We start from the raw sequence: 12585 nt of genomic DNA, 5'->3' as shown, positions 1-12585 counted from the left end.
CAATTTATCCTACAGATAAACTGGACCAAGTATGCTAACCAACACCGAAAAACAATTCTTTATCTTATTCTTTTGTATCGTTCTTTTTGAATTGATTACCGGAAATACAGAAACACTAAAAACGGTTCATTATATTGCCAAACCAGCCATTTTAACGAGTTTGATTTTTTTATTCGTTAAAACATCTCATAGTTTACCTAAAGCCATAAAAAATCTAACCTTATCGGCTTTAGTGTTTTCACTTCTTGGTGATGTCTTATTGATGTTTGTAGAGCATTCACCTCATTTTTTCACTTTTGGTCTTATCGCATTCTTGATTGCACATATCATGTACATCTTAGTCTTTTTGAAACATCGTAATAAGAAAACAAATCCCATTGGGTTTATAACACTTATGCTAGTTTACGGTTTTGGCATGTTTTATTTACTAAGTGATGGTCTAGGAAGTATGCTTATACCTGTAATTGTATACATGGCTGTAATTTTAAGTATGGCCACGACCGCATTTATGAGAAAATTGAATGTGAATACTATATGTTTCAAATTGGTTTTTATTGGAGCTATATTCTTTATAATCTCAGACAGTATTTTGGCGCTAAATAAGTTTTATCAGCCAATTCCTCTCTCTGGAATTAGTATTATGATAACCTATGCTACTGCACAATTTCTGATTGTTTTAGGAATTTTAAAAATTAATGTAACAAACTCCAAAAAGTAACTACTAACACAATAACTAACCATTTATCATCTATTGAACAAAGAACTCGAAAATAGTTTTGTTGAACAGTTGCAGAAGCACCAAAACATTGTGCATAAGGTATGTCGCCTGTACACAAATAACGTAGATGCGCACAACGATTTATTTCAAGAAATTACCATACAGCTTTGGAAAGCTTATCCGAAGTTTAGAGGTGATGCAAAATTTAGTACTTGGATGTATCGTGTTGGATTAAATACTGCCATTACACTTTACAGAAAGTCTAAACGAAGTATACAAACGCAAGAGTTTGATAATGTTCAATTTAAAATAAGAGCTGAAGAATATGATGATACAGAAGAGCAACAATTGAAGCTGTTATACAATGCTGTTCATCAACTCAACGATATTGAAAAAGCTCTAGTTTTCTTATATCTAGAAGATAAAGATTACAGAGAAATAAGCGAAACATTGGGTATTACAGAAGTTAATGCCAGAGTAAAAATGAATCGTGTAAAAAAGAAATTAAGAACTATACTAAATCCGTAATGTTATGGATGAATTAGAATTATTAAAGAAAGATTGGCAAAAAGGAACGGAATATAAGAGTTATGACAACTCAGAGATTTATCCTATGCTGCATAAAAAATCCTCATCTATAGTAAAGATGTTGTTTCACATTAGTCTTGCCGAAATGGCTTTTTGGATATTACTAACAACTGTCCCTTTCTTTATTTCAGATAATTACAGAGAACGCTTTAACACGAGTTATGAAAACCCGTGGTTTGTAGCTATTTCTGTTTTCGGCTTTTTAGTCATCTTCCTTTTTGTTTACTTATTATTCAAAGCCCATAAATCTATCTCTGTCACAGATAGTGCTAAAAAATTAATGGAGAGTATTTTAAGAACTCGTAAGATCATTAAATACTACGTGCTGTATAATTTAGTGATGATTTTCATCTCAATACCACTTTCATTAATATTTGAGTTTAACGAAAATAAAGAGTTTCATGACCAAATTGAGGCATTCGATTCTACACAAATGATATTACTTTATGCCATTACTTTTTTAGTAACTGGTGTTTTTGTATTAGTTATTTGGGGATTTTACAGACTGCTATATGGGATTCTACTTAAGCGTCTAAACAGAAATTATAATGAGATAAAAAAACTAGAAATCTAAGAAGGAAATTAACCGTTTCTTAATTCCTTATCTATACGTTCTTTATCCTCATTAACCTCTTCCTTAGGAAGTACTTTTAAGAAAGATGGATGCTGTTCGATAGCATATTCTATCATCTCAACAATCTCAGGAATTGTATTGTTTTCGTAGTCTATTTTTAAAGGCTCTTTAATGACAAAGGTTTGAAATATATTTTTCTTCTTTACTCGAAGTCCTTTTTTATCAAATGATCTTCTAAAACCATCAATAACAATTGGAACAACAACAGGTTTGTATTGCTTTATAATATGTGCCGTACCTTTTCTAATTGGTTTAAATGGGGTTGTGGTTCCTTGTGGAAATGTCACTACCCAACCATCATCTAAGGCTTTTTTTATGTTACTAATATCACTCATCTTTACCTGACGGTTAACATCTTGCCCTTGAGACCTCCATGTGCGTTCTATACTTATTGAACCTGTATAAGCGAAAATTTTTGGTAAAAGTCCGGCTCTCATGGTTTCCTTTGCCGCTACATAATACATATTAAGCTTCGGTTTCCATAAATAGCCAACATTTCTAATATTATCAGATCTACCACTTAAGCTTGCATTAAACACATGAAACATAGCAATTGCATCAGCAAAATAGGTCTGATGATTAGAAATGAAAAGCACATTTGTATCTGGTAAATCCTTAATGTACTCAGAACCTTCAATCTGTAGTTCATTGAAACCTCTGAATCTTTGATGTGTTAATACACCTAGAATTCTAATCAACCATTTTTTTACAAATAATATGTGCCCAAAAGGGTTTCTTTTAAATAATCCCATGAATTTTTATTAATTCCAGCCTACAAATGTAACAAATAAGCCGAGCTATAAAAGTTGTTTTAACAAGTCTTTAATCTCACCAAGCACCATTGCTGTGGCTCCCCAAACTATATGCTCATTCAAATAAAATGAAGGCACCTCAACCTCAACACCATAAGACGTCGGTACTTTGGTCTGTATAACACTTTCACTCTTTAAAAAATCTTGCAGTGTCACCTCTAAAATATCTTCTACCTCTTCTTCCTGTTTTATGAAATTTGGGGTTTCTCTAGAAATTCCAAAATAAGGATGTACCATAAAATTACTAGGTGGAATGTAAAGTAAGGATAACTTTTTAAGAATCTCTACTTTAGATTCAAGTACACCAATTTCTTCTTTAGTTTCCCTTAAGGCTGTTATCTCTAAATCATAATCTTCTTCTTCATACTTCCCACCAGGAAAACCAACCTGTGCTGAATGTACTCCTTTATAACTCTTTCTTAGTATGAGTGCCAAACAAGTCTCATTTTTTGCATTTGGATAAAACAGAGCCAAAACACCAGCAACTTTAGCATTCTTTGCTTTAGACTTTGTCTGCTTTAAAAGTTCTAATCTGTATGGTGGTGACATTTTAGCATGAGAAGAGGCACCTGTTAGTTCTAGATGTTTTATTTTTACTACGGATTCAACAAACGTACTAAAGCGCATTTATGAGATTTTTATTGGTTTTATTATTAGGACTAACCATATTTAATTGTGAAGATAAGCAATCTCCAAAACAAACTGAATCAGCTCAACAAATTGATTCTATTTCTAAAAAACCTAAAGAACCAAAAAAAGAAGGTCCAAAACCTGAGTTCCCTATTCTTACCGATGCTAACGCCATGGAATTCTTTTTAGAATATGAAAAGACTAATAAAGAAAATAAAGTACGAATTACAACTGATTTTGGTGCTATAGACATTCTGCTTTATGATAAAACAAAATTCCATAGAGCTAATTTTATTTATCTCACAAAACGTGAATATTTTAATAACACGCAATTCTACAGAGTAGTAAAAGACTTTGTGATACAAGGTGGCAGCAGTGATGATTACAATATAGCCAAACGACGTAGAAAAATAGGAAAATACCTTTTACCGCCAGACACAAAGCGTGGCTATATTCACAAACGTGGTGTGATTTCTATGCCAAGTAGCGAAATAGAAAATGCCTATAAAATGGCTTCACCATTTCAGTTTTTTATTGTAATGAACAGAAAAAAAGCCACACATCTCGATGGTGAGTACACGGCATTTGGAGAAGTGATTTCTGGAATGGATGTGGTTGAAAAAATTAACTCGGTAAAAACTGATGAAGGAGAATGGCCACTTCAGAATGTTTATATTAGAAAAGTTGAAATTATTCAATAATACTTTTCATTGAAGATTTACTCTTTTAAACATGGATTATCAAGAAATCACTCTTCTTAAAAGCCAATATAAAAAGTATGAGATAAAGATTTCTGAGCCTTATAAAATTGTAAAATCAGGTGTCTTTTTTGTAAAACTGACCATACTATCACAATCTTGGAACATTCTTATTGATGACGAATTTAGTGACTTTACCTCTAAAAACCCCATTTTTAATTGGTTTCTTGTGTTATATGCACTAGAGACTTATAAAGAAAGTCAGGATGTTTTAGAATGGAGTAATGAATACAACGTTAATCCTGTGAATCTGCTAGAATACTATAAAGAATTAGCAACTATTCTTAATGAAATTGAAGCTATTATTGGCGAAATAGACCCTTTAATTTCTTCATTTGACTATACACTAAGAACAGGTATTATCAATGCACTTTTAGATGAACACGATGTATAATCATGCCTCAGTTTTATACAAACTTGGTAGACTTATTTTGAATTTAACTGCCAACAATCTAATTGTGATGACCACAAATCCAGCTATGACAAACAAATAATTTTGATCATCTAAAAACAATCTAAGTAAAAAATACGTAAAGCCACCAATAATACAAGCAGTAGCATAAATTTCTTTTCTAAATATTACTGGTATATCATTACAAAGAATATCTCTTATAACTCCACCAAAACAAGCAGTCATTGTACCTAGTGCTACACAAATTATTGGATGCAGATTGGCAACTAGACCTGTTTCAATACCAACAACAGTATAAAGACCTATACCGATAGTATCAAATAAAAAAAGTGATCTACGAAGATGTTTTAATTTATTTCTAAAAATGACAGCAAATACTGTTGAAGCAATAATAACATATACGAAAGTCATATTTCGCATCCATGATACAGGCTCTACTCCTACCATAATATCTCGTAGTGTACCACCACCAACAGCAGTTACAAAAGCAATTATTAAAACCCCAAAGGGATCCATGCGCTTATTCATTGCAACTAAAACACCAGAAATTGCAAAAGCAATCGTTCCTAAAATATCTAAAACTTGAAAAAACATATTTATTTCCGTGCATGACACGGAATCTTTATAGTTTATTTTCTTCTTAACTCTCTACAACTGTATCTTTTTGTTCGAACTTGGTTCTCTGAGATACTTCGACTACGCTCAGCATAAGCGATTCACACAAGTTTTCTTTCAAAACTTGGTTCTCTGCTTACATGTTTTGAGTGTAATAATTATAATCCTTAAGAATGATATCAATGAACTCAATGTCATTCTCATTATATTCTTTAAGCTCAATGACTTCAACCACTTTTTTTCTTAGTTTAATGAGTGTTGTGTAATCTCTTGCCGCCTTTGCTCTTATATATGTTTCTTTAATGATTCGAGCATCATTATCTGATAATTTTATAACACTCGGATAGGTTGGTACATAATCATTATCTAGATCCTCGAGAATTGTATGACTGATATTTACCTTATTCTTTAGTGTAATTACAGAAGTACCGGCAGTCATATCACCAAGTCTCTGACTTTTCTTACTTGTTACAATGGTTATTAGTGCAACAACACCAGACAACATATTTAAATCTACAATTCTAAAAAACCACCTCACAATATAATCATACAAAGCTGCTTGATAACCGTCTATTTTCACCACTTTTATTTTCATAATACGCTTTCCAATGGTTTGTCCATCTAAGAAAGTTTCAAACAGCAAAGAGTAAAAAATAACAGGCAAATAAAAGCATGCAATAACGGCTATGTAGGACCAATCATCCATACCTTTTAGATAATCATCAATACTAAATAAGTTGAATATAATCTGGTATACAACAACGATATAGGCAATTTTAATCACCCAATCTATAAGAAACGCAAGTATGCGTTCTCCAACACTTGCAGCAATGAAATTAATGTTAACGTTTTGTGTTGTATTTATTTGTAACTCTACCATTAAATGCTTTAATTTGAGTGCCTATGAGAGAAGTTGCGTTTATTAAACAAAATAAAGAAAAATGGCTTAATTTTGAAAAAGCTATTTTCGGAAAAAAACTTAAAAATCCCGATGAGCTCGCTTCTCTTTATATTCAATTAGTAAACGATTTATCTTACGCCCAAACATATTATCCCAAAAGTAAGACAATTCTATATTTAAATAACCTCACAGCAAGAGCATTCCAGAAAATATATAAGACAAAGAGAGAAGACTCTAATAAATTTATCTTTTTCTGGAAAACTGAAGTACCATTAATTGTTTATGAACACAGAAGATATGTACTGTATGCATTTATCATCTTTTTAAGCTTTGTTGCAATTGGTGCACTGTCAGCAGCTTACGATGATGCTTTTGTAAGACTTATATTGGGAGACGCCTATGTTAATAAAACCTTAGAGAATATTGAAGCAGGGGATCCTGTGGCAGTTTACAAAAGCGGTAGTAATTGGGGCAGTTTTATTGGTATTACACTTAATAACTTGTATGTCGGTATTATATCTTTTATCTATGGAGTTTTTGGTGGTTTAGGAACAGCCTATGTAATGCTAAACAACGGAATAATGGTAGGAGCATTTCAATACTTTTTTCAAAAAGAAGGTGTTTTGTGGGAAAGTGTTAGAGGCATCTGGATTCATGGATCGATGGAAATATTTGCAATAGTTATTGAAGGTGCTGCGGGTCTTATGCTTGGGGCAAGCATACTGTTTCCAAAGACATTCTCTAGACTTACGTCATTTAAAATGGGTGTGAAAAATGGGGTAAAAATTTTAATTAGCACATTTCCATTTACTATAGCTGCGGGCTTCTTAGAAGGTTATGTAACGCGTTATTCCAATACAATGCCCAATTGGCTTTCTGTTAGTATTATCCTTTTCACGCTGAGTTTAATCTCTTTTTACTATTTGATTTATCCATTCATTGTAAACAAAAAAATTAAAAAACTGCATGCAATTATATAAGTCGCGAGATTTTGGTTTATTTTTTCAAGACACCTTTGCTTTCTTAAGAAAAAATGGTGGCCATTTATTCAAAAATTATTTCATTATAAATGGTGGTTTTCTACTCATACTTATGGTATTGGGATACTTCTTTTTAAAATTTTATAGCGAAATCCTTTTTGGAGGCATTGAGAATAATCCAAGTGAAGTTGAGCAGTTTATCAATGAAAATGCTGGTACGTATTTAATATTTATGCTTGTTTTCTTATTTGTAGCTTTAGCTGCTGGCGTTACGCAATATGCATTTGTACCAATCTATCTAAAGCTATATGCTAAACATGACAGCAAGGCCTTTAAGGCTTCAGACATTTTTGATGAATACAAACGTAATATTGGTAAAATCTGCATCTTTTTATTGTGTTCAATTTTACTGATAATTCCAATTGGTATTGTTGCATTTATTATAAGTTTTATTCTAATGATTACCATCATAGGTATGTTAATGCTACCTGTAGTAGTTGGTGCCGTTAGCTTACTTTTTCAAAGTACTTTAATGGAATATATAGAAGGTAAGAAAAGCATATGGGATGCATTTGGATACGCATGGACAGTTATTAGCTCTAAGTTTTGGGCTGCAATTATTTGCGTTGGCTTATTTTTCTTAATGAGTTACATTGTTCAAAATGTGGTGACTTTAGTACCTTATTTTATATTTTTAGGAGATTTGCTCATGGGTATAGAATCTGGCACAAATCCTGATCCTGAAGAACTCACTAAATCTGCCATGGTTCTTTTTGCTTTAATGTTCATCCTAACCTTTGTCTTTAGTATTGTTCTTAATGTTATTGTACAACTCAATCAAGGCGTTGTGTTCTATAGCCTAAAAGAGGATATTGAAAATATTAATACTAAAAGTGATATAGACCTTATAGGAACAGGTGAGTAAACTTAAATTCTTAAATATCGCTTTTACAGTAATTGTGTTGTTCGTCACCTCAACAGTACTTGCAATTCAATCATCTATTATTGTTTCTGAAGACAACGATCCAATTGAAAAAAGACAATTTGAAGATCTCAAAGAAAAGTATTCTGGTAATGATTTTATATATGAGCGCACCATAGAAAACTCTGGTTGGTGGACGCGTTTTAAACAATGGCTAGCGGATTTTTTTAAAGATTTATTCGATTTTGGTTCTGACGCTCAAGCCAATGATGCTGTTGATTTAATGCTAAAGGTATTTTATGTTGTCATTTTCTTATTAGTCATTTTCTTTATTGTTAAAGCCATTATTAATAAAGAAGGCAAATGGATTTTCGGAAAATCATCAGATAAAAACATTATTCCGGTTACCGATATAGAAAGTAATATCCATGAAGCAGATTTTAAAAAGCTTATTACATCGGCTGAGGAAGAAAATAATTATCGTTTAGCCATTAGATACTATTACTTATGGCTTCTTAAGAAACTTTCACAGGCCGAAATAATTGAATATGATGTAGAAAAAACAAATAGCGACTATTATTACGAAATAACATCTGAGAATACAAAAAAGGAGTTCTCTTACACGTCTTACCTCTATAATTATATATGGTATGGCGAATTTGATATTGATAACACCCAATTCAATAAAGCAAAATCAGCGTTTTCTCAATTCTTAAATTCAATTAAGTCATGAACAAATCGCTGAGAATATATATCGGAATATTAGTGATGCTCTTTGTGGGTATCATAATTGTTGAATTTTCTACACCACAACCTGTCAACTGGGATTATACGTTTAATGAAACACATAAAATCCCATTCGGGACATATGTGCTTTATGAAGAACTTGAAACCTTGTTTCCAGAAAGTAAAGTCAAAGATATAAGAGTGACACCTTATGAGTATTTTGATGAATACTACAATTGGGATGATGGTGGTTATACAATTTCTGGCTCATATCTTTACATAGATAAAAAGTCTGATATTGATGATACGTCGGCTGAGGAACTACTTAGCTTTGCGGCCGCAGGGAATGATGTTTTTATTTCATCGGAGTATTTTCCGAATAAGCTTGTGGATTCCCTTGGTTTTAGAACTGATAACGATTACAGTTTTAAAGGTACTGGACAACTTTCTTTTACTAATACATCCTTTAAAAAGGATAGTATTACAGTTGAAAAAGGTTTAAGCAACATCCATTTTTCAAAGATTGACACGTTATATACCACTGTTTTAGGGTATCAAAAATTTGAAAAAAAATCTCATGCTAACTTCATTAAAACACCATGGGGAAAAGGTCATTTTTATTTGCATACGCAACCAGTAACATTCACAAACTACAATTTACTTAAAAAGAACAATCAAAAATATGCGGCAGCAGCAATGTCTTATCTTGGGGAAAGAACCATTTATTTTGATTCTAGAAATAAATCAAGGAAATCACTTAGCAATTCGCCTTTAAGATTTATTTTAAGTCAACCTGCTTTACGATGGGCCTGGTATCTAGTTTTAATTACAACACTGATATTTATGATTTTTAATGCCAAACGAAAACAGCGTGTTGTTAAGGTCATTAAACCACTAGAAAATACAACTGTTGATTTCGCTAAAACAATTGGCAATCTATATTACGAAACAAAAGATCACGATAATCTTATAAATAAAAAAATCACATATTTCCTCGAGTATATAAGACGTGTTTATTACTTAGATACTCAAGTTTTAGATGATAAGTTTGTTAAAAATTTATCTTTAAAATCAGGAAAGAATGATAAAAACATTAAAGCATTAATCAACCAAATTGCATATTTAAAATCAAAATCATTTTGTAATGAGGACGATTTATTAAAATTGAACAAAGCAATAGAAGACTTTTATAACAGATAATTATGGAACAGCAAAACGACGACTTAACACCAGAAAACACTGAAGAGAACAACACCAATGCTTCAGAAGAAAATTTATCTGAACATTTAGAACATATCATTGATAGTAATACTGAGGATATCAATTTTGAAAATCGAATTGATCTTTCAGAATTGAAAGAAGGTATTTCCTTAATTAAAAACGAAATAAGCAAAGTTATTGTTGGCCAAAAAGAAATGATAGATATGCTTATTGCTTCCATTTTAGCAAACGGACACGCACTTATTGAAGGCGTTCCTGGAGTAGCCAAAACTATTTCGGCAAAGTTATTAGCAAGATCGTTAGATATAGATTTTAGTCGTATTCAGTTTACACCAGATTTAATGCCTAGTGATATTTTAGGTACATCTGTATTTAATATGAAATCTTCTGAATTTGAATTTAAACAAGGTCCTATATTCTCTAACATGGTGCTTATTGATGAAATTAACAGAGCACCTGCAAAAACCCAAGCTGCGTTATTTGAAGTTATGGAAGAGCGTCAAATCACTATTGATGGACATAAGTATAAAATGGATTTACCCTTTATTGTTTTGGCAACCCAAAACCCTGTTGAACAAGAAGGCACATACAGATTACCTGAGGCACAGTTAGATCGTTTCTTATTTAAGATAGATATTGATTATCCTAATTTAGAAGAAGAAATCGAAATTTTAAATAGGGAACAAAATTTAAAGGGTAATACAAAAACGGATCAGGTGACGTCTCACCTTGCGAAAGATCAAATTACTAAGTTTCAAAATTTGGTAGAACAGATTCTGATAGAAACACATCTTTTAAAATATATAGCTGATATTATAATCAATACGCGTAGTAATCCGTTTTTATATCTAGGTGCTTCGCCAAGAGCTTCTATAGCTATTTTAAAAGCTAGTAAAGCATTTGCTGCTATGGCCGGAAGAGATTTTGTAACACCAGAAGATATTAAACGTGCAGCAATCCCAGTTCTTCAGCATAGAGTTATTGTTACACCAGAGCGCGAAATGGAAGGTGTAACCACAAAACAAATTATAAAACAAATCATTGAGGCAGTAGAAATTCCTAGGTAAGACTGAAGTTGGAAGTTGGGAGACCGAAGCTTGAAGACACAAATAAGAAAATAAACATATTGCTTATGCCTAATTACTTATTACTAATCGCTAAATACTAACCTTTGAAACGTATTAAACCATTTTATTTACAAAACAGATTCTTCTATGCTTGCATAGGTATTATGGTGTTGTTTGTGTTGAGTTTCATTTTTCCGAGACTCTTTAACATTACCAAATTAGTTTTGTTATTATTGGTTACATTAACGGTTTTAGATACGATCATATTATTTGCTGCTAAAAATGGGGTTAAAGGACAACGTGTATTGCCCGAAAAGTTTTCTAATGGCGATCAAAATCCTATTCGATTAATTATTGAAAACTACTACACTTTTAATGTTTTCATTAATGTTATAGATGAAATACCTGAACAATTTCAGGTGAGGGATTTTAACATAAGCAGAAAATTAAAAGCAACAAGCACCTCAGAAATTGAATATAAGCTTAGACCTGTTGAACGCGGCGAATATCACTTTGGTAAACTAAATATTTACGTCACTACGGTATTTGGTCTTATTGCACGACGATTTTGGTACAATGATGAGGCTATGGTACCTACCTATCCGAGTTTTATGCAACTACGTAAGTATGATTTGCTAGCTATTAGTAATAATCTGCATCAATATGGGATAAAAAAGATTCGTAAAATTGGCCACACCATGGAATTTGAACAAATCAAAGACTATGTACTTGGCGATGACCTTAGAACCATAAACTGGAAAGCTACAGCTAAGCGTAATCAACTCATGGTGAATCAATTTCAGGATGAAAAATCACAACCTATTTATTCCGTTATTGATAAAGGACGTGTAATGAAAATGCCTTTTGATGGTTTAACACTTCTAGATTACGCTATTAATGCGTCACTCGTCATATCTAATGTTGCCTTAAAAAAACAAGATAAAGCTGGGATTTTAGCATTCTCCAAAAAGGTTGAAAACATTGTTGTTGCTGAACGCAGAACCTCTCAGATGAATCTCATTTTAGAGACTTTATACAATGTGAGTACAGATTTCTTTGAAAGTGATTACAGTAGACTCTACGCAGATGTAAAACGTAACATTACGCACCGCAGTTTAATGTTGTTGTACACCAATTTTGAAACTCTAGATAGTTTACACAGACAATTACCGTATTTAAAAGGTATTGCTAAAAATCATCTACTGGTTGTTATCTTCTTTAAAAATACCGAACTCAATTCTCTAATTTCTGAACCAGCAGAAACCGTTCAGCAGGCTTATGACAAAGTTATCGCAGAGAAATTTGCATTTGAAAAACGTTTAATAGTAAGTGAACTTCAAAAATATGGTATCCAGTCAATACTAACGGCACCAGAAGATCTAACAATTAATACTATTAATAAATACTTAGAAATAAAAGCTAGAGGATTGTTGTGATAGTGTTTAGTTGGCAGTATACAGTTCAGAGTATTTAGTAATAAGTTTCTCTTCATACTTTAAACTACTATTTACTAATCCCTAATTACTCCAAATAACAACTCATCACCTAAATTCTACAACTCAGTAATTTCAATTACCTTAGAAGAAGCGTTTGTTAGATAT

Annotated in this window: 15 protein-coding genes; 11 read left to right on the top strand and 4 right to left on the bottom strand. The window is 32.0% G+C overall.

Features of this window, described 5'->3' with window-relative positions; genetic code table 11:
• The first annotated feature begins 31 nt into the window (after positions 1–31).
• The 3 genes from HRU50_RS01790 to HRU50_RS01780 are packed head-to-tail and all read left to right on the top strand — an operon-like array spanning position 32 to position 1880.
• Complete coding sequence (locus HRU50_RS01790; RefSeq protein ID WP_296347524.1) at positions 32–718, top strand: lysoplasmalogenase; 687 nt, start codon at positions 32–34, stop codon at positions 716–718.
• Between the two features lie 33 nt (positions 719–751).
• On the top strand, positions 752–1246 hold the full coding sequence (locus HRU50_RS01785) for a sigma-70 family RNA polymerase sigma factor (protein WP_296347521.1): 495 nt from the start codon (positions 752–754) through the stop codon (positions 1244–1246).
• Between the two features lie 4 nt (positions 1247–1250).
• On the top strand, positions 1251–1880 hold the full coding sequence (locus HRU50_RS01780; protein ID WP_296347519.1) for a hypothetical protein: 630 nt from the start codon (positions 1251–1253) through the stop codon (positions 1878–1880).
• An 8-nt stretch (positions 1881–1888) separates the two neighbouring features.
• On the opposite strand, the gene HRU50_RS01775 is transcribed toward HRU50_RS01780, so the two are convergent.
• Both HRU50_RS01775 and HRU50_RS01770 read right to left on the bottom strand, forming a co-directional pair.
• Complete coding sequence (locus HRU50_RS01775) at positions 1889–2692, bottom strand: 1-acyl-sn-glycerol-3-phosphate acyltransferase (RefSeq protein ID WP_296347517.1); 804 nt, start codon at positions 2690–2692, stop codon at positions 1889–1891.
• A 45-nt stretch (positions 2693–2737) separates the two neighbouring features.
• Positions 2738–3379 (bottom strand): CoA pyrophosphatase, encoded by a 642-nt coding sequence (locus HRU50_RS01770; protein WP_296347515.1) that lies wholly within the window; start codon positions 3377–3379, stop codon positions 2738–2740.
• 2 nt (positions 3380–3381) lie between these two features.
• Here HRU50_RS01770 and HRU50_RS01765 point away from each other — a divergent pair, with 2 nt between their 5' ends.
• Entirely contained in the window at positions 3382–4083 is a 702-nt protein-coding gene (locus HRU50_RS01765) for a peptidylprolyl isomerase (RefSeq protein WP_296347512.1), read from the top strand.
• Between the two features lie 31 nt (positions 4084–4114).
• A complete protein-coding gene (locus tag HRU50_RS01760) occupies positions 4115–4534 on the top strand; it encodes a hypothetical protein (protein WP_296347510.1) in 420 nt (139 codons plus the stop codon).
• Here the strand turns inward: HRU50_RS01760 and HRU50_RS01755 are convergent, their stop codons facing one another.
• Together HRU50_RS01755 and HRU50_RS01750 are read right to left on the bottom strand one after the other, a co-directional pair.
• Complete coding sequence (locus HRU50_RS01755; RefSeq protein ID WP_296347506.1) at positions 4535–5146, bottom strand: trimeric intracellular cation channel family protein; 612 nt, start codon at positions 5144–5146, stop codon at positions 4535–4537.
• 157 nt (positions 5147–5303) lie between these two features.
• Positions 5304–6047 (bottom strand): RDD family protein, encoded by a 744-nt coding sequence (locus tag HRU50_RS01750; RefSeq protein ID WP_296347504.1) that lies wholly within the window; start codon positions 6045–6047, stop codon positions 5304–5306.
• Between the two features lie 23 nt (positions 6048–6070).
• On the opposite strand from HRU50_RS01750, the gene HRU50_RS01745 reads away from it, so the two are divergent.
• From HRU50_RS01745 to HRU50_RS01720, 6 genes are all read left to right on the top strand, one after another.
• A complete protein-coding gene (locus tag HRU50_RS01745; RefSeq protein WP_296347501.1) occupies positions 6071–7048 on the top strand; it encodes a stage II sporulation protein M in 978 nt (325 codons plus the stop codon).
• Entirely contained in the window at positions 7035–7973 is a 939-nt protein-coding gene (locus tag HRU50_RS01740; RefSeq protein WP_296347500.1) for a hypothetical protein, read from the top strand. The genes HRU50_RS01745 and HRU50_RS01740 overlap by 14 nt, the downstream gene beginning before the upstream one ends.
• Entirely contained in the window at positions 7966–8703 is a 738-nt protein-coding gene (locus HRU50_RS01735) for a DUF4129 domain-containing protein (RefSeq protein ID WP_296347498.1), read from the top strand. The genes HRU50_RS01740 and HRU50_RS01735 overlap by 8 nt, the downstream gene beginning before the upstream one ends.
• The gene (locus HRU50_RS01730; protein WP_296347496.1) at positions 8700–9896 is read left to right on the top strand and encodes a DUF4350 domain-containing protein; all 1197 of its coding nucleotides are present in this window, start codon (positions 8700–8702) and stop codon (positions 9894–9896) included. Before HRU50_RS01735 ends, HRU50_RS01730 begins: the two co-directional genes overlap by 4 nt.
• 2 nt (positions 9897–9898) lie before the next feature.
• A complete protein-coding gene (locus HRU50_RS01725) occupies positions 9899–10984 on the top strand; it encodes a MoxR family ATPase (RefSeq protein WP_296347493.1) in 1086 nt (361 codons plus the stop codon).
• A 104-nt stretch (positions 10985–11088) separates the two neighbouring features.
• Positions 11089–12420, top strand: coding sequence for a DUF58 domain-containing protein (locus tag HRU50_RS01720; protein ID WP_296347492.1), 1332 nt, complete (start codon positions 11089–11091; stop codon positions 12418–12420).
• Positions 12421–12585 lie beyond the last annotated feature (165 nt).

This window comes from Winogradskyella sp., from assembly GCF_013213835.1.
Classification (GTDB): Bacteria; Bacteroidota; Bacteroidia; order Flavobacteriales; family Flavobacteriaceae; genus Winogradskyella.
This window is presented reverse-complemented; position numbering and strand designations above follow the sequence as displayed.

Coding starts and splice junctions, on each gene's coding strand:
- HRU50_RS01790 (WP_296347524.1), top strand. CDS start 32: ATGCTAACCAACACCGAAAAACAATTCTTTATCTTATTCTTTTGTATC.
- HRU50_RS01780 (WP_296347519.1), top strand. CDS start 1,251: ATGGATGAATTAGAATTATTAAAGAAAGATTGGCAAAAAGGAACGGAA.
- HRU50_RS01775 (WP_296347517.1), bottom strand. CDS start 2,692: ATGGGATTATTTAAAAGAAACCCTTTTGGGCACATATTATTTGTAAAA.
- HRU50_RS01770 (WP_296347515.1), bottom strand. CDS start 3,379: ATGCGCTTTAGTACGTTTGTTGAATCCGTAGTAAAAATAAAACATCTA.
- HRU50_RS01765 (WP_296347512.1), top strand. CDS start 3,382: ATGAGATTTTTATTGGTTTTATTATTAGGACTAACCATATTTAATTGT.
- HRU50_RS01760 (WP_296347510.1), top strand. CDS start 4,115: ATGGATTATCAAGAAATCACTCTTCTTAAAAGCCAATATAAAAAGTAT.
- HRU50_RS01755 (WP_296347506.1), bottom strand. CDS start 5,146: ATGTTTTTTCAAGTTTTAGATATTTTAGGAACGATTGCTTTTGCAATT.
- HRU50_RS01750 (WP_296347504.1), bottom strand. CDS start 6,047: ATGGTAGAGTTACAAATAAATACAACACAAAACGTTAACATTAATTTC.
- HRU50_RS01745 (WP_296347501.1), top strand. CDS start 6,071: ATGAGAGAAGTTGCGTTTATTAAACAAAATAAAGAAAAATGGCTTAAT.
- HRU50_RS01740 (WP_296347500.1), top strand. CDS start 7,035: ATGCAATTATATAAGTCGCGAGATTTTGGTTTATTTTTTCAAGACACC.
- HRU50_RS01730 (WP_296347496.1), top strand. CDS start 8,700: ATGAACAAATCGCTGAGAATATATATCGGAATATTAGTGATGCTCTTT.
- HRU50_RS01725 (WP_296347493.1), top strand. CDS start 9,899: ATGGAACAGCAAAACGACGACTTAACACCAGAAAACACTGAAGAGAAC.